General features: G+C 72.4%; 13 protein-coding genes. 2 read left to right on the top strand and 11 right to left on the bottom strand.

All coding sequences use genetic code 11. The features are described 5' to 3' along the window. Positions 1-4 precede the first annotated feature (4 nt). Genes Msi02_RS26590 through Msi02_RS26575 form a run of 4 tightly spaced genes read right to left on the bottom strand, consistent with a single transcriptional unit; the run spans position 5 to position 15,283 of the window. Positions 5-1,912, bottom strand: coding sequence for a Gfo/Idh/MocA family oxidoreductase (locus tag Msi02_RS26590; protein ID WP_204050786.1), 1,908 nt, complete (start codon positions 1,910-1,912; stop codon positions 5-7). Beyond that, positions 1,909-3,072 carry a saccharopine dehydrogenase NADP-binding domain-containing protein gene (locus Msi02_RS26585; protein WP_204050785.1) on the bottom strand — a complete coding sequence of 388 codons (1,164 nt, stop codon included), beginning with the start codon at positions 3,070-3,072 and terminating at the stop codon, positions 1,909-1,911. The genes Msi02_RS26590 and Msi02_RS26585 overlap by 4 nt, the downstream gene beginning before the upstream one ends. After that, positions 3,069-8,576, bottom strand: a complete 5,508-nt coding sequence (locus tag Msi02_RS26580; protein ID WP_204050784.1) for a non-ribosomal peptide synthetase — start codon at positions 8,574-8,576, stop codon at positions 3,069-3,071. The genes Msi02_RS26585 and Msi02_RS26580 overlap by 4 nt, the downstream gene beginning before the upstream one ends. After that, complete coding sequence (locus Msi02_RS26575) at positions 8,573-15,283, bottom strand: non-ribosomal peptide synthetase (RefSeq protein ID WP_239108722.1); 6,711 nt, start codon at positions 15,281-15,283, stop codon at positions 8,573-8,575. The genes Msi02_RS26580 and Msi02_RS26575 overlap by 4 nt, the downstream gene beginning before the upstream one ends. 172 nt (positions 15,284-15,455) lie before the next feature. Between Msi02_RS26575 and Msi02_RS26570 the strand changes: the two genes are divergently transcribed. Next, positions 15,456-16,565 (top strand): AMP-binding protein, encoded by a 1,110-nt coding sequence (locus Msi02_RS26570; protein WP_373308311.1) that lies wholly within the window; start codon positions 15,456-15,458, stop codon positions 16,563-16,565. 51 nt (positions 16,566-16,616) lie between these two features. Beyond that, on the top strand, positions 16,617-17,105 hold the full coding sequence (locus Msi02_RS44615; RefSeq protein WP_373308310.1) for an AMP-binding enzyme: 489 nt from the start codon (positions 16,617-16,619) through the stop codon (positions 17,103-17,105). Between the two features lie 67 nt (positions 17,106-17,172). Here the strand turns inward: Msi02_RS44615 and Msi02_RS26565 are convergent, their stop codons facing one another. The 7 genes from Msi02_RS26565 to Msi02_RS26535 form a co-directional block, all read right to left on the bottom strand. Then, positions 17,173-18,735: an ABC transporter ATP-binding protein gene (locus Msi02_RS26565; protein ID WP_204050782.1), complete on the bottom strand. Its 1,563-nt coding sequence runs from the start codon at positions 18,733-18,735 to the stop codon at positions 17,173-17,175. Between the two features lie 20 nt (positions 18,736-18,755). Then, entirely contained in the window at positions 18,756-19,607 is an 852-nt protein-coding gene (locus Msi02_RS26560) for an ABC transporter permease (RefSeq protein ID WP_204050781.1), read from the bottom strand. Next, positions 19,604-20,557, bottom strand: coding sequence for an ABC transporter permease (locus Msi02_RS26555; RefSeq protein WP_204050780.1), 954 nt, complete (start codon positions 20,555-20,557; stop codon positions 19,604-19,606). Before Msi02_RS26555 ends, Msi02_RS26560 begins: the two co-directional genes overlap by 4 nt. Continuing rightward, positions 20,554-22,143 carry an ABC transporter substrate-binding protein gene (locus Msi02_RS26550; RefSeq protein WP_204050779.1) on the bottom strand — a complete coding sequence of 530 codons (1,590 nt, stop codon included), beginning with the start codon at positions 22,141-22,143 and terminating at the stop codon, positions 20,554-20,556. Before Msi02_RS26550 ends, Msi02_RS26555 begins: the two co-directional genes overlap by 4 nt. A 128-nt stretch (positions 22,144-22,271) precedes the next feature. Next, on the bottom strand, positions 22,272-23,207 hold the full coding sequence (locus Msi02_RS44315; protein WP_204050778.1) for a (4Fe-4S)-binding protein: 936 nt from the start codon (positions 23,205-23,207) through the stop codon (positions 22,272-22,274). Positions 23,208-23,212: 5 nt separating this feature from the next. Beyond that, a complete protein-coding gene (gene rpsR / locus Msi02_RS26540; RefSeq protein WP_079314764.1) occupies positions 23,213-23,437 on the bottom strand; it encodes a 30S ribosomal protein S18 in 225 nt (74 codons plus the stop codon). Beyond that, positions 23,434-24,573, bottom strand: coding sequence for a CobW family GTP-binding protein (locus Msi02_RS26535; protein WP_204050777.1), 1,140 nt, complete (start codon positions 24,571-24,573; stop codon positions 23,434-23,436). Before Msi02_RS26535 ends, rpsR begins: the two co-directional genes overlap by 4 nt. Positions 24,574-24,634 lie beyond the last annotated feature (61 nt).

Here is a 24,634-nt window from a genome sequence, read left to right as displayed (position 1 = left end):
AGGGTCATCGGGAGGTCGTGGCCGGCGCGCGGGTGAGTACTGCGAGCGGCGGCATACCAGGCCGGGTGGACAGGGGCCGGGCGTGGAGCCCGGACTCCGCCGCGACCTGGCTCAGCCCGAAGGGGATCCAGTGATAGGAGTCGTGCACCTCGCGCAAGGGCCGTTCGTCGTGGTCCCGGTCGTCGTGGTGGCGGTACACCCGCCAGGCGCTGTGCAGCCGCATCCTCGTGGTGTCGGCGCCGTCGGGTGCGCCCGACAACCACCATTCGTAGCGGTGGTGTCCGGCCCTGGCGGTGGCCAGCCGGGTCTCGGGGAGGACCAGGGGGTGGTCCACTCCCATGAGTTCGACGACCACGACTCCGGAGGGGGACAGCCGGGGCAGGATCCGCTCCCAGAGCCGCCGGCGCTGATCGGCGTCCAGGTGACCGAGCACGCCGCACAGCAGGACGGCGCCGATCCGGTCGGGGAGCTCCAATTCGGGGGCCGCGTCCGCGGTGATCGTCACCCGGGAGCGCAGGTACGGGTCGCTGAAGACGCGGCTGGTGAGTACGGCTCTCATGGCGACGGCCGGCTCGCAGGCGAGGATCTCCACGCCGGGCAGGGCCCGGGCGACGGCCTCGGTGACCAGGCCGGTGCCGGCGCCGATGTCGACCACCGGCCCGTCGGACGGGTCCACGTCGGACAGCGCGTCCGCGACGGCCGCCGCGCTCGCGGTGGCGGTGTGCTCGGCGGCCACGAGGTCGAAGAACTCGGCGGACGGCGTGTAGGGGGCCGGCGTGTCGCCGTCCGCCGGCCGCGTCGATCCTGATGAGGCGGCGGGTCCCCGGCCGTTCGGCAGGGTATCGGGAAACAGCTCCCCGGCTGGAAGAGGGCGGGGCGCGGGCGGGCGGACGACGTCGGGCGGCCCGAGCCGTGCGGCCAGGTCCGACCAGATGCGGCACACCGCGAGGTCGTACTGCGCGGCGCCCAGCGCGTCCCGCCCTTCGGCCACCGCGTCCTTGAACCCATCGAGGGCACGGGCGATGGCCTGCGGCCACAGCTGCGCGAACACGTCGCGGAACGTCCCGGTATGGCCGATCACCGAGGTCGTGGTGAGGTCAAGGTGGTCGGCGTCGGGTGCGTCGAGCACGAACCGGTGGTCGGCGTCTCGTCCGACATGCAACCGGGGGCTCCACAGCACGGGTCCGTGGGTGTCGGCGAGTGTGAGCACTCCCCCTTCGGTGCCGATGGAGACCCGATGCCAGTGCAGGGCGTGGTTGTCCCGGTCCGCCGGATCCATCTGATGATGCACGCGCAGCGTCAGAGGCACGCCGCCGAGCGTGCCCTGCACCGTGCGGAACGGCTGCGGGCCGAGCCGGTCGGGCACGACGGGCGGGTCGGCGAACCCCCATGGCCGCAGCGAGCCGAGCGCCCGGCCGAGGATGTCCATCATCGGCTGCATCAGGTGAACGGGGGTGGCGGCGTCCACGAACAGGGGCCGCTGCCTGCCGGCGAGCCTGCGGGCCGCCTCGCTGAACGCGCGCACCGGTTCCACATGCGGATAGTGCGTGTTGACGCGGTACTGCACCCCGTGGCGGCGGGCGAGCTTCAGGCACGCCGTCATCTCGGCGAGATGGACGGGATGCTCCTGCAGGACGTGGATGCCGCGCCCGATCAAGGACATCGCCAGTTCGGTGCCGGCCCCGCCCGAGATCGACGAGCCGACCACGACGCACGCGACGTCCACGTCGTCCGGCAGCTCATCGACATGGGTGTAGTGCGGCACGCCGAGACGGCGTGCGTGGTCGCGGGAGGCGGCCGATCCGCGGCTGACGATCCCGGCGAGGACGTAGCCGGGATGGCACAGGACGGCCTCGGCGTAGAAGCGGCCGAAGTTGGTGCCGCACACGACCACTCGCAGGGCCCGGCTCACAGCACACCTTCCTCAGCCAGGGCACCGGCCAGTTCCCCCTGGAAAGCACCGGAGAACAGCTCGAACCTCTCGCCGACGTCGGCGCGGAGTCGGGCGACGACGGCCTCGGGGTCGAGCACGTCGCAGGCGAAGTGCACACCGGGTGGCACGATTCCGCGCGTCACCGCGTCCACCGCCAGCGCCCCGACGGCCGCCGTGAGCCGGTAACTGCTCCCGGTGCGCACGGTCAGGCGGCGCTGCGCCGGTCCACCCGCCTCCGTCCCGGTCATGCGGAAGTCGAGCGCGTAGAAGGGCGTGCGTCCGGCGAGGTCGAGATCGGCCGCGAGGATGAGCCGGTCGGCCAGCTCGTCGAGCCCCGCGCCCGCGGCCAGGCGGGCAGGCAGAAGGTTGAGCACGGCGTGGACCTGGGGACCCGGGTGGACGTTGAACCAGTCCACCCGGGCCAGCCCGAGACGCGTGGCGAGGCGCTCGGTCTCGCCGCTGAGATACGGCTGTACGGCCACGCGACCGGGAAAACCGTCGAGCACCGTGTCCTCGACGGCCCGCAGGGCCCGCGAGACCCGCCGGCCCCCGCGGATGGCCGCCAGAGCCTCACCGTAGGCGGCGCCGTCCGCGCCTCCGGCGGTGAGCGAAAGCATCAGGTCCACTGCCACGGTCGGGGAGCAGGGCTCCAGCCCGCCGCAGTAGGCGACCAGCCCGGACACGCTGTCGAATCCCTGCCGGGCAAGCCATCGGGGCAGGATGGCAGACAGTCCGGGCAGCGCACCCGCGGACAGGACCACGGTCCTGCCGTCCTCGGCGGGGTCGCCCGCGGCGAGGAGGTCCTCCGCAGCGGGGTCGTCGCCGGCGACGTCGACGCAGTGCGCTCCGGCGGCCAGCGCTGCGGAGGCCACGGTGGCCCTCAGCCGGTAGGTCGGGCCCGCGCAGTTGAGCAGGACGTCGCATCCTTCGGCGAAGGCGGCCAGGCTCCGGGGGTCTTCCAGATCCGTCCGCACGATGTCGCCGACGGGGCCGTCGTGGTCGTTCACCTCCCGCAGCGCGTCCACGCGGCGGCCGCCGAGACGCAGCGCGGTGTGGCCGAGGTCCCGGAGTTCGCGCACGGCGGCCCGGCCCACCGCTCCGGAGGCGCCCAGCACCCCTACGACACGCTGCCCCGTCATCGGATCACCGCCCCGCCGGTCAGCTCGCCGAGGATCTTCAGGATCGCGGGGGCGTGTTCGACCGACAGGCAGCTGAAGTGGTCGCCGCCGATGTCGACGATCTCCAGGTTGCCGAGCGTCAGCTCATCCCAGTACTCGGTGACGGCGGCCTTGCTGCCGGGGAAGGGATACGCCCCGTCGTGCCGGAGGAAGGTGATGTCACCCGCGTACGGCTCGGCGTTGTAGCGGGTGATGGCGAAGACGCTCTGGCGGAAGGCGGAGAACAGCCGGGTCATGTGGTCCGGCTCGTAATTCCCGGCGGACGCGGGCACTGCTTCGCACATCCGGGCGATGCGGGTGGCGCGCGGCACTTCGGCGAGAGCGCGGAACCGCTCGGCGACGTCGGAGAATTCACCGGTGAGGGCGGCGAGCCCGCCGTCGGGCAGGACACCGGGGCTATCGGCGAGAACGGCGTCCGCGGCGGCGGCCACCCGGTGCTGGTCACCGGGGAAACCGAGGTCGGCCGGATCGATGCCCATCATGACGGCGAACGCGTACTCCGACAGTAGCTCGTCGTCGAGGCGGAATCGGGGGCTGTGGCTGCTGATCACCGTCAGGGTCTCCACCTGCGCGCCCGACTCGGCCAGGTTGCGGGCGACCTCGGTCGCGATCAGGCCGCCGAGGCAGTAGCCGACGACGTGGAAGCGGCTGCCGCCGGCCACTTTGAGCGCGCGGGCGTAGTCGGCGGCGAGCCGCTCGATGAGTCCCTCGGGCGGGGCGGCCAGGTAGCCGTCGAGCTCGGGCACCTCCACACCCACGACGTTCGCGACGCCCGGGGAGCGGCGCCTGATCTCCGTGATCAGCGCCCGGTACGGCATGATCGTCCCGGTGCCCGCGTGGACCAGGACCGTGGTGGTTTCGTCGGCCGAGCGGGCGCCGTGCAGGTGGATGACGGGGTCGCGCGGTCCCTCGGACCCGGCAGCCGGGGATTCGCCGGTCAGGCCGCGCAGGAACGCGGCGAGCCCGGCCACCGTGGGCTGTCGCAGCATGTGGCGGAGCACGAGCTCCCACTCCAGTTCGGCGGCCTGAGGGATGCGCTCCCGCAGCCGGCCGACCATGCGGGCGACGAGCAGGGAGTCCCCGCCCAGCGCGAAGAAGTCGTCGGTGCGGCCGACGTGCTCCGTCGCGAGCAGCTCCGCCCACAGCTCGGCGAGCCTGCTCTCCAGCTCGTCCATCGGCCGGTCGTCGGCGGGCGGAGCGGCCTGAGCGGCGTCGCGGGGCAGCCAGGAGCGCAGCAGGGCCCGGTCGGTCTTGCCGTTGGCGGTGCGGGGAAGCGCGTCGACGATCTGCCACACCGAGGGGACCATGTACTCGGGCAACCGGGTCGACGCGCCGCGGGCGAGTTCTCCGATGGTCGTATGGACGCGGTCGGTCTTCATCCGGGCCAGGAACAGCTCCTGGCCCGTCGCGATCAGCGGGTCGCCCGGCTCCGGGAGCGAGACGACGTCCGCGGCGCCGTGGCGGGCCAGCACATCCCTCCACTGCGAGGCGGTGAGGAAGGACTGCCCGGTGTGCTCGCGGAGGTCCGTCCAGGTGCGCCCCGCGACCTCCAGGAACTCCATGGACACCAGCAGCGGCGCGTGGTCGTCCTTGGTGTTCTCAACGAACACCAGATACCCTCCGGGCACCAGCAGCTCACGCAGCCGCGACATCGCCGCCTCCGCGTCGGACGCCGCGTGCAGCGTGTTGGCGCACACCACGACGTCGAAGGAGTTCGGCGCGAATCCCTGTTCGCGGATGTCCTCGTCGACGTCGAAGCGTTCGTAGCGCACCCAGGGATGGTCAGCGAACCGTTCCCGCGCCTCGCTGAGGAAGAACGCCGAGGAGTCGGTGAACAGATAGTCGACGCCGAACTCCGCGAGCGCCGGCACGAGCTCGCCGGTCGTGCCACCGACGCCGCCGCCCACCTCCAGGACGCGCAGCCGCTCCTCCCCCGCGTGGCCCGCGGCGATCTGCCGGACGGCGGCCACGACGGCCTGGTTGAGGTGCCTGATGGCCAGGTTGTCGCGGTAGGCCGCGTCGGCCGCGTCCGTGCCGGCCCCGGGGAAGAGCAGCGTGCGGATGTCGACGTCGCCGGCCACCAGGTCGGCGAGCCGATCGGCACAGGTGCGCATCACCTCGAGCAACTCGGTGCTCCAGCCCACCTCGCGTTCCAGGTCGGCCGCCCGCCGCCAGGCCTCGTCCAGCTCCTCGGCGGAGGCGACATGTAAGAGGCCGAAGGCTCCGGTGCCAGTGTCGAATTTCAGGCGGCTCCGGCCGGCGAGCACACGCAGCCAGCGGCGCACGATGTGCCGGTGACGGGGAGTCGAGCGCAAAGCCGCGCACACCTCGTCGGCCGTGTGCGCGGCGCCGTCGGCGAACAGCCCGGCCCCGACGAGCACCCGGGTCATCACCGAGAGCGCGACCTCGTCGAGCGCGTCGAGGAAGGCGGCGAGTCGTTCGGCGTCGACCTCCGCGGAGGCGCGCCGTACGGCGTCGGCCGCGGCCTCGTGGACTCGGGCGGCGGCCCGGGATCCGGAGGCGCCGGGGTCGCGGCGCGCGGTCTCGACGAACGCCGCCAAGCGGCGTCCACCGGCGGCCGAGTCGTCGACGACGACCGCCCCGGCGGCGACCGCCGGGTGTGCCTGCACGGCCGCCTCCACCTCGGCCAGCTCGATCCGGTAGCCGCGAATCTTCACCTGGGCGTCCTCGCGGCCCAGGAACTCGATGGTCCCGTCCGGAAGGTAACGTCCGAGGTCGCCGGTGCGGTAGATCCGCGCACCGCCGGCGGGGTCGGTGACGAAGCGCTCGGCCGTACGGAGGTCGTCGTTGAGGTAGCCCATGGCCACTCCGGCGCCGCCGATGTACAGCTCCCCGGTGACCCAGTCGGGCCGGGGCCGCATGGCGTGGTCGAGCACCGTGAAGTACTGGTTGGTCAGGGGCTTGCCGTACGGGATGCTGGGCCTGGCGGTGTCCACCTCGTCGACGGGGTGGGCGATCGACCAGATGGAGCCTTCGGTGGCGCCGCCGAGCGAGACGACCCGCAGGCCGGGGAGGAGCGCGCGCGCCTCGTCGGGCAGGCTCACCGGGATCCAGTCCCCGGACAGCATGGCCAGGCGCAGCGTCTGGCCGTCGCTCGGGGGCTCGGAGCGCAGCCAGTCGCAGAGCATCTGCATCTGGCCGGGGACCGAGTTCCATACCGTGATGTCCCGGTCGGAGATGAGCTCCGCCCAGTGAGAGGGGTCGCCGCGGCGTGCCGCGTCCGGCAGCACGAGGACGCCCCCGGCCGACAGCGGGCCGAAGATGTCGTAGACCGACAGGTCGAAGCCGAGACCGGCGATGCCGAGCACGCGGTCGTCGGCGTTGACGCCGTAGCGGCGGTTGATGTCCTCGACGGTGTTCAGCGCGGCCCGGTGGCTGATCATCACCCCCTTCGGCGTGCCGGTGGAGCCGGAGGTGTAGATGACGTAGGCGAGGTCGTCGGGTGCCACGCGGCGTACGGGCGCGGTGTGGGACAGGGCGCCTTCCGGCAGCCCGTCCACGACAACGGCCGACACGCCGGCGGGCAGGTCGCCGAGCTCGGCCAGCCACGACTGGGTGAGCACGATCCGCACCGCGGCGTCGGCGAGGATGGTGTCGCGGCGGGCAGCGGGCTGCGCGGTGTCGACGGGCAGGTAGGCGCCGCCCGCCAGCAGGGTGCCGAGCACGGCGACGATCTGCTCCCAGCCCTTGTCCATCCACACGGCCACCGGTTCGGCGGGGCGCAGGCCCGCCGCGGCCAGCTGATCCGCGACCACCGCCGCCCGCCCGAGGAGCTGGCCGTAGGTCAGCGTGCGGTTCGGCGTCTCCACGGCGGTCGCGCCGGGGGCGGACACCGCCCGGGCGAGGAAGGCTTCGTGGAGCAGCGCCTCCGGCAGCGGACCATCGGTGGCGTTCACCTCGGCCCGCCGCGCGACCTGGGCCGGGGGCAGCTCGACGCGGGCCGGGGCCCGCCACGCGTCGACCGCCTCGCCGCCCTCCGCGCCCAGGAGCTCCACCAGGGCGACGTAGCTCTCGAACATGTCGTCCGCGAGACCGTCGGGCAGGACGCCGTCGCGGAGGTCCCAGGACAGGACGAGGGTGTCGCCCCGCTCCATGACCTGGCAGTCCAGCCACACCTGTGGGGTCTGGGTGATCGCGTAGGAGACCTCCGGCGGCTTCCCGGCCGGTGCGGCCGTCCCGAGGGCGCTGGTGAAGACGACCGGCATCAGCACCGGCGCGCCGGCCCGGCGGGACAGCTCAGCCAGCACCTCGGAGCCGGTGAACAGGGTGTGCTCCAGATCTTCGAGCAGGCGGGCGCCGACGGCCCGCACCCGCTCGGCGAAGGCGACGGGCTCGGTCAGGTCCACTTCGAGCAGTTCGAGCGTGGTGAAGTCGCCGACGATCCGGTCGATGTCCTCATGCAGCGGCGGGCGGTCGACCGTCGGGACGTTGAGGGTGAACCTGGCGCCTCGCGACCAGCGGCCGACGACTTCGGCGTACGCGGTGAGGAGCACCGTCGGCAGGGTCAGGCCGTGCTCGGCGGCGCGCCGGATCAGGCGTTGCCGGGCGGCCGCAGGCAGCCGGCGTTCCAGACGGCGGAACCGGACACTGCCATCGGCGGGCCGGTCGGCGGCGGCCCAGGGCTCGGCGAGCGGCAGTTCCGGAGCGGGCGGGAGAGACTCCAGCCGTCCGGTCCAGTACTCCCGGTCGCGGGCGTACGCGGGAGTGTCGGCGAGGGCCCGCCGGGCGAGCACAACGTCGCGGAAGGTCACGGCGAGCGGCGCCGGCTCGTCGGCGCTCCCCTCGTACAGGGCGTGGAACTCGGCGAGGAGGATCCGCACGCTGGCATGGTCGACGGCGAGCATGTCGAACGACAGGTGCAGGACCGCCCCATCGGGTCCGCGCGTGATGTGCACGTCGAACAGCGGCCACCGGTCGGCCGGGCTCCGGCGTGTCGACATCCTGGCACGGGTCTGCCTACGGGCCGCCTCGGCCTGCGACGCTTCGGCCGTGTGCGTGGTGGTGACGATCAGGTCGGGCACCTCGGGCAGGACCCGCTGGTAGCCGTCGGTGTGGACGACCGCGCGCAGCATGTCGTGTCGTGCGATGAGGCTCCGCCAGACCGCGGCGACCCGCTCCTCGTCGAGTTCGGGGTAATCCAGCTCGACGTAGGCGTGGCAGGCGACGCCGCCGTACGCGTAGGCGTCAGCCCGGCCGATCAGGTAGGCGGCCTGGACGCTCGTCAGGGGGAAGGCGTCGTGACGCGTGGCCTTGTCGTGGCGAAGCGTGGCGGCTTCCTCCGTCTCGGCCAGGTGGCGGAGAATCGCGTCCTTGTGCGAGCGCAGCTCCGCGCGCCGTTCCTCGGTCAGGTAACCCTTCGGCGCACGGAACCGCAGTTGGCCGTCCTGCGCCCACAGGTCAACGCCGTCACGTGCGTACCGGGCCAGCAGCTCGGTGATGGTCACAGCTCCCCGCTTTCGGTCTCGGCCGCGCCGGCGGCCAGGGTCTTGGTGATCTCGGCGCCCAGGGCGGCGATGGTCGGTGCCGCGAGGAACCTGCGGATCGGGACGCCGGCCCCGAACCGTCGTTCCACGGCGGCGAGAAGGCGGATCGCGGACAGGCTGTCCCCGCCGATGGTGAAGAAGTTGGCGTTCCGGTCTCGTGCCGCGCCGGGCAGCCGGGCCTCCCACAGCTCGGCCAGAGCGGTTTCGACCTCTCCTTGGGGAGGTTCGGCGCCAGTGGACCGCGCCTCCTGCACGGCCAGGGCAGTCAGGGCGTTGCGGTCGACCTTGCCGTTGGCCGTCAGTGGCAGGGCGGGCAGCGTCAGCACCTGGGAGGGGACGGCGTAGGCGGGCAGGTGCTCGCCGAACCAGGCGTACAGCCCGTCGGCAAGGGCAGCTGAGCCGTCCCGGTCCGGAGCACCGTCCGCATCGTCGCGGACGACGGCGAAGGCGACCATCCGCCGGGCGGTGCGTTCCCCCACGGCCACCACCGCGGCACGTGAGACGTCCGGGTGGGCTTCGGCGACCGCCTCGACCTCGCCGGCCTCGATCCGATGCCCGGCGATCTTCAGCTGGGTGTCCATCCGGCCGAGGAACTCGATGAGCCCGTCCGGCCGGAAACGGCCGAGGTCTCCCGTGCGGTACCAGCGCTCCTCGTCCCGCACGACGAACTTCTCCGCCGTTCGCCGTGGGTCGCCCTGATATCCGTCGGCGAGTCCGGCGCCGCCGATCCAGAGTTCCCCTGCCGTCCAGTCGGGGCAGTCGCGGCCGCCGCCGTCGACGACCCGGTAACGCTGCCCTGTCAGCGGGCGCCCGTACGGGATGGACGCCCAGCTCGGGTCCACCTCCTCCACAGTGAAGGTGTTGGACCAGATGGACGCCTCGGTCGCGCCTCCCATCGCGACGAACCGGCACCGGAGTGCGCGCTCGCGCAGCCTCCCCGGCAGGTCGAGACCGATCCAGTCGCCGGAGATCAGCGCGACCCGCAGGCCGCGCAGTGCCTCGGTTGGGGCGTGCTCCTCGGCCTCCAGAAGGAGGTCGAGGAGCGCCGGCACCGTGTTCCATACCGTTACGCCATGCCGGCGCACGAGGTCGGGCCACTTGGCGGGTTCGCGCCGCAGGTCGTCACCGGGGATCAGCAGGGAGCCGCCCGCCGACAGCAGGCCGAACATGTCATAGACCGACAGGTCGAAGTCGAGCGCGGACAGCGCGAACGCTCGGTCGGCGGGGCCGACGGCGTGGCGCGCGTTGACGTCGAAGACGGTGTTCCAGGCGGCGGCGTGCGTGATCCGCACTCCCTTGGGTTCGCCGGTCGAGCCCGACGTGAAGATCACGTAGGCGATCGTGTGGACCGGCGGTCGCGCGGGCCCATCCAGGGGAAAATGCTCCAGCGCCTCCCCGAGGGAGAGCACTCGGTGCCCGGCGGTCTGCGACGTGGCTTCCCCGGGCGAGGCCGGCCCGATGGTGAGGCGAATCCCCGCGGCGGCCCGCATCCTGTCGCGCCGCTCCGCGGGCTGATCGAGGCCGATCGGCACGTAGGCCGCTCCGGCCGCGAGGACGCCCAGCACCGCCATGACCTGGTCGGGCCCCTTGGGGAGGGCGACGGCGACGAGGTCGCCGTCGCGTATGCCGTACGAGCGGAGGGCGGCGGCGATGCGCAGCGCGCCGTCCGCGAGCGCGCCATACGACGTTGTGGCGCCGTCGGCGGTGACCAGGGCGACCCGCGTCGGCTTCGAGGTCGCGTGCGTGAAGAAGGCCTCGTGGAGCAACCGCGGCGGGATGGGCTGGCCCTGCCCTTCCAGAGCCACCGCGGCGCGCCGTTCCCGCTGGGACGCCGGGAGCAGGTCGGGAAGGGCCGCCTCCCAGTCGCCGTCGGCCAGATGGTGGAGCAGCCGCGTGTGGGCGGCGAACATGGCGTCCAGCACGCCCTCACTGAACAGTTCCTCGACGGCGTCCCACGTCACGACCAGCTCGCCGGACTCCTCTGTGACCTGGTTGTCCAGGCAGACCTGGGGCGACTGGGAAATTCCCCACACCTTCATCGGGAAGCCCTTGGCGGGGTCGGCGAGTCCCGCGTCGCCGACGCCAAGCGCGCTGGTGAACACCACCGGCGCGGCGGCGTCCACGGTGCCGGCGCGGCGGGCGAACTCCCGCAGCAGCCACGCGATCGGCACGTCCTGGTGGTCCAGGTCCTCGGCCTGCCGCCGCTGAAGGGCGGAGGCCGCCGCCAGCCAGCCGACCTCGTCCCGGTGGTAGGCGGCCAGCGACAGGGACGTGAAGTCGCCGAGCACGCGATGGACGTGCGGGTGCACGTCGCGGCGGTTGAACAGCGTGAGGGTGACGGTGACCGCCTCGGAGCCGCTCCAGGTCGCGAGGACTTCCCCGTACGCCGCGAGCAGGACGGTGGACGGGGTCAAGCCATGTAGCACCGCCCGATCCTTGATGCGCCGCCAGCGCGCCGCGTCGAGGCGCAGCTGCCTTCGGGTGAACCGGGGCGGTCCCATCGCTGTCCCGGGGCCGCCGTGCCCCGGATCCCGGCTGAACGGCAGCGCGGGGGCGGGCGGCAGCTCCTCCAGTCGTTTCTCCCAGTGAGATCGGGCCCGCTCCACGGACGCGGGATCGACCGGGAGCTGGGTGAGGTAGTCGCGGAACGACAGGCCGATGGGGGGCAGCTCGGCCTCGGGATCGGCGTAGAGCGCGTTGAGCTCGGCGTACAGGTTCGTGATGGACAGCGCGTCCAGCACGAGGTAGTCGAGGCCGACGGCGACGCGCGTGCGGACCTCTCCCTCGGGGCCCGGGTATCGGACGGCGGCGATGTCGAACAGCGGCCATCTCGCCGGGTCGCGTACCTGGTGGGACATGCGTTCGCGCAGCGCGGCGAGGGCGCGGCCGGCTCGGGACGCGTCCGCTTCCTCGCACTCGATCACGAACGGAGGCACGGTCTCCAGTACGGTCTGCATGCCGTCCTCGATGACGGCGCGCAGCATGTCGTGGCGTGCGACGAGGGTTCGCCAGGCCCGGCCGAGCCGTTCCAGGTCGACGTCCGCGCCGTCGAACTCGCTGTAGTGCCAGGTCCCCACACCGCCGAGGGCGAACCCGGGGTCACGTCCCGTGTGATAGGCGGCCTGTACGTCTGTGAGCGGGAACGGATCGTGGGCGTGACGGCGATCGGGCGTGATGACCGTCCGCGTGGCGTCGTCGGGCTCGTGCCCGTCCCGCAGGTACGCGCAGAACTCACGCAGAACCGGGTTGGCGAACAGCGTGGCCACGCGGGCGCCCGCGTAACCGGCGACGCGCAGGCGGCCGATCATGCGGGTGGCGACCAGCGAGTCGCCGCCGAGGGCGAAGAAGCTGTCGCCGCGCCCCACGTGCGGGACGTCCAGGAGCTCGCGCCACACCTCGGCGACCGCGGTCTCCACCGGTCCGGCCGGCTCCTCCGAACGTGCGGGGTGTTCCCGGGCGGCGGCGTCCAGGGCCCGCTGTACGGCTGCGCGATCGAGCTTGCCGTTGCCGGTGAGCGGCATCGTGTCCAGCACCAGGATGCGATCGGGCAGCATGTGGGCGGGCAGCCGTTCCGCCGCCCGGTCTCGCACCGCCTCGGGGTCCAACTCGTCGCCCACCGGCGACACCGCGATGGCGAGACGGCGGGTAGGCGTTTCCACCGCGGCGGCCACGGCATGCAGCACGCCGGAATGTTCCTCGATCGCCGCCTCGACCTCGCCGAGCTCGATGCGGTGCCCGCCGATCTTCACCTGGTGGTCCGCGCGGCCGAGGAACTCCAACACGCCGTCGGGCCGGTAACGGGCCAGGTCGCCGGTGCGGTACCAGCGTTCGCCGTCGTGCTCGACGAACCGGTCCGCGGTGCGCTCCGGATCGCCCCGGTAGCCCGTGGCGACGCCGGGACCGCCGAACCACAGCTCCCCCGGCACGTGGTCGGGACAGTCCCGGCCGCGTCCGTCCACGACGCGGGCCCGCATGTTGCGCAGCGGCACGCCGTACGGGATGGACCGCCACGAGGGATCGACCTGCGTGACTTCGAAGACCGTGGAGTGCACGGCCGCCTCGGTCACACCCCCGAGCGCCACGAACCGGCAACCGGGGACGAGCGCCCGCAGCCGGGCCGGCTGGTCGAGCCCGACCCAGTCGCCGCCGAGCAGGACCAGGCGCAGCGTGTCGCCGAGCCCGGAGCCGGCGGCGGCCGTCATCAGCAGGTCCAGGAGTGCGGGCACGCACTGGACGATGGTGACGCCGTGCTCGCGAACCAGGTGCGCCCAGTGATGGGCGTCGCGCCGGTGCTCCTGGCCGACGGCGACCACCCGCCCACCGGCCGACAGCGGGGCGAAGATGTCGTAGGTCGCCAGGTCGAAGTCGAGGGCCGAGATCGCGAGCGTGCTGTCGCCGGGACCGACGCCGAACTGGGCGCCCATCGCCTCGATGGTGTTGACGATGGCGCGGTGCGGGACCAGCACCCCCTTGGGCGTGCCGGTCGACCCCGAGGTGAACAGTAGGTAGGCGGGACTGTCCGGTCCGGGATGCGCCACGCCCCCGGGCACCTCGGCCTCCGCGTCGGCCAGCCGGACGACGGTGATCCCGGGCACATCCGCCGACAGGTGCGCGTGAGCGTCGTCGGTAATGACGACGGACGCGCCGGCCACCTCGTGGATGCGGGCGCGGCGGACGGCCGGCTGCTCGACGCCGACGGGCGCGTAGGCGGCGCCCGCGGCGAGCACGCCGAGGACGGCGGTGACCTGGTCGGCCCCCTTGGGAAGGGTGACCGTCACAATGTCGCCCTCCCGCACACCGTGGCGGCGCAGCAGGGCGGCAAGCTTGCGCGCCGAGGAGGACAGTTCGCCGTAGGTCACCGTGGATCCGTCCTCCCGTACGACGGCGGTCACCGCGGCATGCTCGTCGGCCAGCCGGAAGAACGGGATGTGCACGGCGTGGCCGGGCGGCGGAGCCGGGGGCAGCGCGGCGACCGCGCGGACCGTCGGCAGGTCGGCGGCCGGCATCGGTTCGACCGGCCGCAGCCAGGCCTCGTCGGTGGTGACGAGGCCGGTGACCAGCCGGCGGTAGGCGTCGAAGGCGGCGTCCGGCACGCCGGGGGCGAGGACGCCGTCGCGGACGTCCCAGTTGAGCAGGAGGCCGCCGTCGAGCTCGGTCACCTGGGCGTCGAGGAAGACCTGTGGTCCCTGGGAGATGATCCAGGCAGGGCGGCCGAAGCTCGCCTGCACATCGGGTGCGAAGATCTCGCCCAGACCGATGGCGCTGGTGTAGACGACGGGTGCGAGCACCGGGCCGCCCTCGGCACGGGCCAGGTCGCGCAGCACCTCGACGCCGCCGTACGCACCGTGAGAGATCGCCTCTCGCAGGCCGTCCTGGAGCCGCCGGGCCTGCTCGACGAAGGGCAGCGCGGCGCGCATGTCGGCGTCGAGCAGGATGGAGCTGCTGAAGTCGCCGACGAGTCCGGCCACGTCGGGTGTGAACATCTCCCGGTCGAACAGCGGGAGGTTGAGCAGGAAGCGTTGGCTGTCGCTCCAGGCGGCGATGACCTCGGCGAACGCGGTGGCCAGCACCGCGGCCGGGGTGATGCCACGCGCCCGCGCGCGGGCGTAGAGCCCGGCCTTGGCGTCGGGGTCGAGCCAGTGGTGCAGCCGCCGCGAGTGGGTGAGCGCGGAGTCGGCGGCCGACACCGGCCGCAGCGGGTCGACGGTCGTCGGCATCCGGGGCGCCCGTGGCAGCTCGGGAAGCCGGTCCCGCCACCATCGCGCGGCGCGCTCGCGTTCTGCGCTCCGGTTCCTGGAGCGTTCGGCGAGATATCGCCGGTAGTCGAGGGTCAGGGCGGGCAGCGACTCGCCAGGACGCTCGTAGAACCGCCGCAGGTCCGCGAGCAGGACGCGCAGGCTCATGGCGTCTCCGGCCATCATGTCCAGGTCCAGTTGAAGCCGGGTGCTCCCGCCGGGCAGCAGGCACAGGGAGACCTGGAACACCTGCCCGGCGGCGATGTCGAGCCGCCGGTGGGTGTGCTGCTCGCGTAGCCGTTCCAGCGTCCGCGCCACGTCGTCCGGTGCCTGATCCCGCAGGTCGTGCACGACGAGGCCGCCCGTGGCGTCGCCGACGCGCTGACGGCCGTCGTCCTCGAACCGGGCCCGCAGCATGCCGTGGCGTTCGGTCAGGGCCCGCAGGGCGACGCCGAGCCGTTCGGGGTCGACCCCCGTGCCGTCGAGTTCGACGTAGAAGTGAGCGGCGACCCCGCCGAGGGGCTGACCGTCCTGCCGGCCGATCCAGTACGCGTGCTGCATGGTCGCCAGAGGGAACGGCGCGTTCTCGTCGTCCTCGCGGGCCTGCCCGACAGTGGGCGGCGGGACGGGTGACTCCCGCCGCTGCGCTTCCCGCCTCAGCACGGCCGACCAGGCGCTGAGCGTCGGTTCTTCGACCAGGTCCTGGAAGGTGACGGCGCTGCCCCGGCGGCGCCAGGCGCCGACGAGCCCCATCAGAGTGAGGGAGTCGAGACCGATCTCGAAGAGGTCGCGCTCCTCGCCGATCTCGTCAGCGGGCAGTTTCAGTGCCTGGGCCACCGTGGCGCGCAGGTCGTCCAACGCCGGCGTTCCGGTGGGTGGTGGCGAATCGGGATGGTCCGACGCGTGCTCGATGACGGACTGCTCGTCACTCACGGATGAATACCCCTCGGGTCGTGCTCTGGGTTTCGCGCGGTTCTCGCCGTTTGGCCGTCCGAGACGGGCATCCAGCGTCATGGTATGAAAATGGTTATCATTTTCACGCCTGATCTTAGACACAGAACCCGAGCACGCGCTACCGCGGATCGGAACTCGAGAAGGGATCACCATGACGACGACCCATCCGGCCTGGCCCGACGCGTTCGCGGAGCGTTATCGCGCCGGGGGCCACTGGAGCGGCCGGACATTCGGCGACCTGCTGCGCACGTGGGCCGCGGAGCGCCCGACGACGACCGCTCTCGTGGACGGTGACCGCCGCTGGACCTACGCCGGCCTGGATGCCGACGTGGACCGGCTGACGCGGGGACTGCGCCAGCTCGGGCTGCGCCAGGGCGATCGGGTGGTCGTCCAGCTTCCCAACCGCGCGGAGTTCGTCCTGCTCTGGTTCGCCCTCCAGCGGCTCGGTGCGGTGCCGGTGCACGCCATGCCCGGGCATCGCCGCACCGAGATCGGCCATCTGCTGCACGTCTCCGGCGCCTCGGCCTGCGTAATCCCCGACAGGCACGCCCGCTTCGATCACCGCGAGATGCTCCTGGAGCTGCTCGCCGGGCAGTCTGAGGGCGGTCCGCTACGGCACGTGATCGTGGTCGGCGATCCCGGGCATCACCGGCAGTTCACCGGCTTCGACGAGCTCCTGGATGAAACCCGGGGCGGTCTCGCCCACGGCATCTTGCCCGATCGGCAGGAAAGCGGGCCCGCCTCGGGTGACCTGGCCCTGCTCCTGCACTCCGGGGGCACCACAGGCCTGCCCAAGCTCATCCCGCGCACGCACGACGACTACGCTTACAACGCCCGTGCCGCGGCCGAGATCTGCGGTCTCGGCGACGACTCGGTCTATCTCGCCGTTCTTCCGATCGCCTTCAACTTCACCCTGGCCTGCCCGGGTGTGCTCGGCACGCTCACGGCCGGGGGCACCGTCGTGGTGTCGCCCGACCCGAGCCCGCAGACCGCCTTCGCCCTCATCGAGCGTGAGGGCGTGACCATCACCTCGCTCACGCCGCCCCTGGTCCCGCACTGGATGAACGAGGCCGCGTCCGGCGACGCGGACCTGAGCAGCCTCAAGGTGCTCCAGGTCGGTGGAGCGCGGCTCCCCGACGACGTCGCACGTGCGCTCGGTCCCGCGCTCGGCGTGACGGTCCAGCAGGTCTTCGGCATGGCCGAGGGCCTCATCAATCTCACCCGGCTGGACGACTCCGAGGCCCTCATCTGCACCACCTAGGGCCGCCCGATCTCCCCGGACGACGAGATCCTCGTCGTCGACTCCGAGGGCATGCCGGTGCCGGACGGCGTCGCCGGCGAGTTGCTCACCCGTGGCCCGTACACCCTGCGCGGTTACTACCGTGCGGAGGAGCACAACCGTGTCTCCTTCACCGCGGACGGCTTCTACCGCACCGGAGACGTCGTACGACGGCTCCCCTCGGGGCATCTCGTCGTCGTCGGCCGGGTCAAGGACCAGATCAACCGCGGCGGTGAGAAAATCGCGGCGGCCGAAGTGGAAGAGCATCTGCTCGCGCATCCGGCGGTCACGGCCGCGGCCCTGGTGGGCGCTCCGGACGAGCGGTGGGGTGAGCGGTCCGTGGCGTTCCTGGTATGCGCGGGGGATCTTCCCGGCCCGCGTGAGCTCGCCGCCTTCCTCAAGGAGCGGGGGCTGGCGAGCTATAAGAGTCCCGACCAGGTGGTGGAGGTCGCGGCCATGCCGCTGACTCCCGTCGGCAAGATCGACAAGACGGCCCTGGCCGAGATGCTCCGTCCGGTGTGAGGTACGCAAGGGGCCGGGAGGAGGCGATCACTGCGCACCTCCCCGCCCCTTCTATTCAGGCGACACGTCATTCCACCGGGCCGTCCGCCGGCCACCCGGTCGCGTCCCGGAACGGGTTGCCGGCCCGGCTCGGCGACGGCGCAGGCTCCGGCCACCCCGGCACTGAACCGGGCACGCCCGCTTCGACGATCCGGCCGCCGTCGAGCGCGACGACCTGGTCGGCGTACCTCGCCGCCGCGGCCGGGTCGTGCGTCACCAGCAGCACGGTCAGGCCCAGCGTCCGGCGCAGCACGGTCAAGAGGTCGAGGACCTCATCCCCGATCTCCCGGTCCAGCGCGGAGGTGATCTCGTCGCAGACGAGCACGCGCGGTGCGGCTGCCAGCGCGCGTGCGAGGTTCACCCGCTGCCGCTCGCCTCCGGACAGTTCCCCCGGCCGTCGCGTGAGGAGACCCGGAGCCAGGCCGACGAGCCCGAGCGTTCGCTCTGCCTCGGCGGCGGCGTCCTGTGCGGGCATGCCGCGGAGTCCCCGCAGGGGCCGGAGCAGAGCCGTCCGCACGGTTTCACGCGGGTTCAGCGCACCGACGGAATCCTGCGCCACCAACTGCACCGCCCGACCGCGACCCGGAGGGTGCGGCGTCTGCGCCTCCCTCCAGGAGACCGTGCCTCCTGCGATCGGGTGCAGCCCGGCCAGGCAGCGCGCCAGCGTGGTCTTGCCGGAGCCGGACGGCCCGACCAGCGCGGTGCACGTGCCGCTGGGGACGGTCAGCGAGACGTCATGGAGGACCGTGGTGCGGCCGTGCCGCGCGGACAGGCCGCGCACCTCCAGCCTGCCGCCGGTCCCGGCGGCGGCCCCGCGGGTCGCGGCGCGCGCGTGGTCCGCCGCCGGCCTGCCGCGTGCTGTGAACACCTCCGTAGGCGGCCCGGACGCGACGATCCGTCCGTCGTCCAGCAGGACCACCTGATCGGCCAGGTCCGCCACCAGGCCGGGGTCGTGGCTTATCAGCACCATCGCGCCATCGGTGTGCCGCCGCAGCGACGCCGCCACGAGTTCACGCATCTGCTGGGCCAGCAGGACGTCCAGTCCGCTGGTCGGCTCGTCCAGCACCAGGAGCCGCGGCATGCCCGCGAGGGCGGCGGCGAGGGCCACCCGCTGCGCCTGCCCGCCGGAGACCTGATGGGGACGGCGCCGCAGGAACGCCCGGTCGGTCGGCAGCCGCACCGATGCCAGGAGTTCGCGAACCTGCCTGGTGACGTCCGTTGTCCCCGGGGAGCGGACCCGGAGCGCCTCTGCCACCTGGGTGCCGATCCGTAGGGCGGGATTGAGCGAGGCTGCCGGGTCCTGCCCCATGTACGACACCACTCGGCCGCGCAACCGGCGCAGCGCCCGCGAGTCGAACGGATCGAGCCCCGCCACCCGCACCGTGCCGGATCGGCGCTCCAGACCCGGCCGGATGCGCCCGAGCAGGCTCAGCGCAAGGCTGCTCTTTCCAGAACCGGACCGCCCCACCACGCCCAAGACCCGTCCGGGAGCCAGGGCGAGCGTCACTTCCCGGAGCACGGGCCGGCCGCCTCCGGCCGGACCGAGTGTCAGTCCCGCCACGTGCACGAGGTCTCCGCTGTTCCCGCTCACGGACGGCCGCATGTTCCTGCTCACGGGCGTCCGCCCGATGCGATACCGGCGAACCAGTCGGTGAGCAGGCCGACGCAGACCGACAGCAGCACGAGGAGCAGTGTCGGCGCGAGGAGCGGCGTGACGGACAGGGAGGCGCCGGAGAGGTTCTCGCTGACCATGCGCCCCCAGTTCGCGGCAGGAGCCCCGCGGCCGAGTCCGAGGAAGCCGGCCGTCGCCGTGAGGTGGAGGGCAGCGACCAGGCGCAACGCCGCGTCCGCGAGGGCCGGCCCGGCCATGTTGGGCAGGATGTCGTGGAGCAGCACGGCCCACCTGCCGTCTCCGCGGGCCAGCGCGGTTTCGGCGTAACCGGTGGTCACGATCCGGCGGGTCGCCGCGCCCAGCACCCGAACCGAGAACGGCGCGGTGGCGAGCGCGACGGCGGCCACCACGGTCACGTCGCTGCCCGGGAAGCCGGCGGCGAGCACGAGGATGAGGAGCAACGCGGGAAGCACCGCCAGCACGTCCACGAGCCGCGCCATGGCTTCGCCGGTGCGGCGTGATACGAGCCCGGCCAGCACGCCCGCGGTCATCCCTATGGCTGTCGCCACAACGGTCGCGCCGATCGCGGTGAGGATGAGCGCCCGGCCTCCCCACAGCACGCGGCTGAGCACGTCACGCCCGAGGAAGTCGGTGCCCAGGGGGTGGCCGCCGTCCGGGCCCTGAAAGGGCAGGCCCAGCCGCTCGGCCGGGTCGTACGGCGCGATCAAGGGTCCGAGCAGGGCGATCGCGACCATCATGATCGTCCCCGCCGCGGCGGTTAGCAGCAGGCGACGACGTGTCCGCGCCCGTGGGCCGCCGGCCCGGACCTGCGCCTCCAGAGTGGCCGTCACCGCCGCTCTCCCCGCATCGGATCGAGCAGCCGCCCGCAGACGTCCCCGAGCAGCAGGATCAGCAACATCATCGCGGCCGACGCCATGGCGATGCCCTGCACCATGGGGATGTCCCGAGCGGCGACGGCCTGTTGGAGCTCCCTGCCGATTCCGGGATAGTCGAAGACCCTCTCCACGACCACGGCGCCGCCCACCAGCGCGCCGACGGTGAGCGTGAGTGCCTGTACGGCGGGGCCGGCCGCGTTGGGCAGGACATGGCGCAGCGCCAGGCGGAGGCCTCGCACCCCGTTGAGCCGGGCCGCCTCCACATAGGGGGACGCGGCGACGTCCGCCACCGACGCGCGAATCAGGCGAGTGGCGGTCGCGGTCACGACTCCGGTAAGAGTGAGGACGGGCAGTACCAGGGTTCGCGGAGCGTCGAAGGGACCGGCGCCGAGCGGCACCAGCGAGACCCGGGGAAGCAGCCCGAGGTGCACCGACAGCACGGTGATCAGCAGGGCCGCCGAAACGAACTCCGGAACCCCCACCGCCACCTGTGCCGTCGTCGTGACCCACCGGTCGCCGGCGCCGCCCGCCCGCAGGCCGGACCACAGCCCGAGCAGCACCGCGAGCGGCGCGGCGACGACGAGGGTCAGCCCGGCCAGGACCAGGCTGTTGGGGACGCGGGCGGCCAGCACCTCCGTGACCGGCCGGTTCCCGACGAACCCGGTGCCCAGGTCGCCGCGCAGCGCGTGGGACGCCCACTCGGCGTACCTTTCGACCACCGGCCGGTCCAGGCCGAGGCTCGTCCGCACGCGTGCGCGGTCCTCCATGGAGGCGTTGGCACCCGCGACGGCGCTGACCGCGTCCCCTGGCAGCACGGTCGTGGCGGCGAACACCACACCCGACAGCACCGCGAGGGACGCGGCCGCGATCGCGAGGCGGCGGCCCACGAAGACCGCCCAGCTCACGGCAGAGCCGCCCGGGAAAAGCCGGGGAACTGCTCGAACAGGTCGTCCTGGACGCCGGTCACGCCCTTCGCCTGAGCGTTGACGTAGGGCTTGAAGACCGGCACCACCGTGTTTCCGTCCTCCCACAGCTTCTTCTGCGCCTCGGTTCCGGTCTTCTTCGCCTTCGTCGGGTCGCTCTGCGCGCGGGCCTCGGACACGAGCGCGTCGACGTCCGGCCGCTTCCAGCCGAACGCCGCGGGAGTGCCTCCGGCGGTGGTGATCTGGTAAGTCGAAAGGGCGGGGACCGGCACCTGGTACGACGCCGCCAGCGGCAACCGCGCGTAGGCGGCGAAGTCGGCGAAGAGTTGCCCGGCGGGCAGTTCCTTGAGCGAGGCCTTCACCCCGATCTTCTTGAGATCCTCGACGTAGAGCGTGGCCACCTCCACCATGCCGGGGGTCTCCGGTCCGGTGGTCAGCACGACCTCTATTCCTTCGGCACCCGCCTCCTTCAGCAGGGCGCGGGCCCTATCCCGGTCGTAGTCCCGTTGCGGAAGGCCCTCGGCGTAGTCGGGGAACCCCAGCGAGGACAGGTCGTTACCCACGGTCGCGTTGCCGTAGAACACCGTCCGCACCATGGCCTCGCGGTCGACGGCGAGCTTGAACGCCTCACGAACCCGCTTGTCGTCGAACGGCTTGACGTTCATGTTCATCCGGAAGGACAGGCCGACCAGATACGGGCTCCTGGACGGCACGATGTCGATCGCGCTGTTCGCCGACAGCGTGCGCGCGGTGACGGGGGCCAGATCGTGGACGAAATCCACCTCGCCGCTCGTCAGGGCACCCGCTCGGGCGTCGGAATCGGCGATCGAGCGCAGCTCCAGCCCGTCGAGGATAGGGGCCGGGCCGTAGTAGTCGTCGTTCCGCGTGAATGCGGCGCCCTGCCCGGCCGTGAACTCCGTGAGCTTGAAAGGTCCGCAACTCGGCATTCCGACCGAGAACTGCTTTGTGCCGTCCTTGACCACGAGGAAGTTGCCCTGGCAAAGGATCACGCGTCCGTCCGCGATCGGGCGGGTGGTCGGCAACACCACTTTCAAGTCGCCGTCGGCCTTGGCTTTGGCGAGATCGAAGTTGGCCGCGGCCATCCGGAACACGGGCAGCGTGCTGCCGGCCGCGAGCGTCGCCAGCGAGTACAGGACGTCGGCCGCTGTCAGCGTGGAGCCGTCGGTGAACCGCACACCGGGCCGCAGGTGCAGTGTGTAGGTGCTGAGGTCCTGCGACACGTCGATGCCCTGGAGGACCCCGTAGCGCACGCCGTCCTCGGCGGTGGGGTCGAGATTTCCGAGACCGCCGTGCCAGGCGCGGGCGCGCACCAGGTCGAGCGGGGTCGGCCCATTGAAGAAGTCGAGGGTCTCCGACGCGCCGCCGCCGACGAACGCCGCGCGCAACGTGCCACCGGCCCGGCGCGTGCCGGAAGAGGCACCGGCAGTCGGGGCGGCGGCGGGTTCTCTGGAGGTGCAAGCGGAGGTGAGGCCGCCTCCCGCGGCGATGGCCACGGCGGCCAGGGCTCCCTGGCGCATGAAGAGGCGTCGGTTGAGAGGGCTGGACATGGTTCTCCTGTAAGCAGGCGCCCGGCATGGGAGAGCCCGGGCGAAGCGGGGGGCCGCTCATGGAGCGGAAGCTCGGTGGCGTTTCGGTCGGTGGGAGCCACCTACGGTGGATCGGGGCCGGCCCGGTGTCAGCGGACCTCGTTGCGGACGGTCACGGCTCCCGAGGGGCACCGGTGCGCCGCTCGCCGTACGGCGTCGGCGAGCGGCGTCGGAGGAGCCTCGTCCAGGAGGACGACGAGACCGGTCTCCGCGTCCTGGTCGAAGACTTCGGGAGCGGCGAGCACGCACTGCCCCGCACCCACACATACCCGCGCGTCCGCCGTCACGGCCACGCCGGGCTGTTCAGGTGCTCTTGTGATGACGTACATCCCAAGCTCCGCGGGACCGGTGGGATCGAGCCGAAGGCCGTGTTCGCCGAGTTCCGCCTTGAGCCGGTCTTCGCCGAGCACCCACCAGGCGTACTTGACGGCTGTTTCCTCGGTGAGATGTCCGTCCTGGAAGGTGCGATAGGTCATGTGCCAGGTGATCTGGTCGGGACCTGCGGGCTCGGCACGGCCCCATCCCTCGTAACGGCGTCGTCCGATACGGAGATCGGAGAATCGAGCCTGCGGCACTTGCACCGGCGCGGCCGGTGGTTGGAGGTTCACCACCGCGCGTCCGGCGGGCAGGAGCCGCCGGGTGAGCAGGTCCCAGAGCATGTGCCGTTCGGCCGGGGCGAAATGTCCGATGACGTTCATCGCGACCACGGCACCCACCTGGGGCGGCAGCTCGGCGTGGAGAAGGCCGTCGGGGAGCACGGTCACCCGGTCACGCAGCTCCGGGCTTTCGTTCACCCTCGCCAGGAGGACCGAACGCAGAGCGGGTGACGGCTCGACGGCGACGACCTCCGCATCGGGCACCGCCTGTGCGATCACCCTGGTGCCGTGCCCGCCTCCGGCTCCGACGTCGACGATCGGGCCGACGCTGCCGTGAAGTGCCTCCACCAGCCCGGGTCCGAGAGCCGACCAGTGCGCCGCGAGCATGATGTCGACGAATTCCGCGGATCGCTCGTATTGATCGGTCATCGGAATCACCGGGGACGAGACGCGTACGGGAGCAGGGCCATCTCCCGGGCGTTCTTGATGGCCCGGGCGAGTTGCCGCTGCTGTTGCACGGTCACGCCGGTCACGCGGCGGCTGCGGATCTTGCCCCGGTCGGAGATGAACCGGCGCAGCAGGTCGGTGTCCTTGTAGTCGATGTAGGTGACCCCGAGCAGCGGGTTGGTCTTCTTCCGGGGGATACGGCGGGGCTTCACGCGATCTCCTTCATGTCGATGAAGTCGGCGAACGGGTCGGAGTAGGCGGCCCACTCGGCGGAACCGGGAAGGGCGTCCCGTTCGGTGAGCAGGCAGGAGTCGAGCAGAGCGCAGACGCGCTCGCGGTCGAGGTCGGGCCCGGTGAAGACCAGGTGCTGGATGCGATCGCCGGTGACGGGGTTCCAGTCCAGGGCGGCGGCGGCGCGGCGTGCCGGAGAGGCAAGGTCCCAGGCGGCCTCGGGCAGCGCGGCCAGCCAGGGTCCGGCGTCCTCGATCGAGACGACGCCTGCCACGGCGTCCCAGGCCAGCATCCGCCCGTGGCGGTTGGCCAGCCAGAACCGGCCACGGGACCGGACGGAGCCGGTCACCAGCTCGTCGACCGCGTCGAACAGGCGTCCGGGGTGCAGCGGGCGCAGCCGGCGCCACACAACGGTGGTGATCTCACCGGTCTGCGCGTCCCCGGGCAACTGCGCGGTGGCCGGGTCCACTCGTTCGCCCAGTTCGTGGACGCACAGAGCGGGGCCGGTCACCTCGGGCAGCGACGTGGAGAAGATCGGGGTGTGCGGAGCCAGGTGGCCGAGCACCGCGGCGGTCAACTCCATGTCCTCCTCGTCGCCACCATCGAGAAACAGCCCCGTGGCGTACTCCACCTGCCGGGCCAGCACCTCGGCGAGGTAGCGCTGGTCGCCCGCGGCGGCACGCTGCCCGGTCTCGGCCAGGCGCTCGCCGCGGCAGATGTCCACCGGCATCAGCCCGGCGTCGAGCGCGGTCAGCACGCCGGTGAGGGCCAGCAGGTCGGCCGCGTCCTCATGGCCCAGCGCCTCCGCCACGGGACGGGGCTCGACGGAATCCCACAAATCGACGATCAGCAGGGACGCCGTCCTCGCGTGCCGTACGAGCTGTGGGAGCAGATCCTCGCGGACGGTGCAGGTGACGCAGCCGTGGGCCAGGCGCACCTCGGTCCGGTCGAGGACGCCCGAGCCGTCGCGGATGACGCGCTCGACCCGGTCGGTGACGACGGCGGTCAGATCGTGGTGGATCGCGACGGCTCCTGGGCGGGTGCGTAGCAACCGGTCGACCAGGGCCGCCCGGGCGTCGCCGTACAGGCCTGCCACGAGGACGACGGGCGTGGGCATGTGACCTCCGAGGATGAAAATGAAAACCGTTGTCGTTATCATTGCACAGCCGCCAACCGAG

It is taken from the genome of Microbispora siamensis (assembly GCF_016863095.1).
Lineage (GTDB): Bacteria > Actinomycetota > Actinomycetes > Streptosporangiales > Streptosporangiaceae > Microbispora > Microbispora siamensis.
The sequence above is the reverse complement of the archived record's forward strand: the minus strand, read 5'-3'. Positions and strand labels throughout refer to the sequence as shown.

Bases quoted from the DNA above. Each gene is read 5' to 3' on its own strand.
- Msi02_RS26585 (WP_204050785.1), bottom strand. From the start codon at position 3,072: ATGACGGGGCAGCGTGTCGTAGGGGTGCTGGGCGCCTCCGGAGCGGTG.
- Msi02_RS26570 (WP_373308311.1), top strand. From the start codon at position 15,456: ATGACGACGACCCATCCGGCCTGGCCCGACGCGTTCGCGGAGCGTTAT.
- Msi02_RS44615 (WP_373308310.1), top strand. From the start codon at position 16,617: ATGCCGGTGCCGGACGGCGTCGCCGGCGAGTTGCTCACCCGTGGCCCG.
- Msi02_RS26550 (WP_204050779.1), bottom strand. From the start codon at position 22,143: ATGTCCAGCCCTCTCAACCGACGCCTCTTCATGCGCCAGGGAGCCCTG.
- Msi02_RS44315 (WP_204050778.1), bottom strand. From the start codon at position 23,207: ATGACCGATCAATACGAGCGATCCGCGGAATTCGTCGACATCATGCTC.
- Msi02_RS26535 (WP_204050777.1), bottom strand. From the start codon at position 24,573: ATGCCCACGCCCGTCGTCCTCGTGGCAGGCCTGTACGGCGACGCCCGG.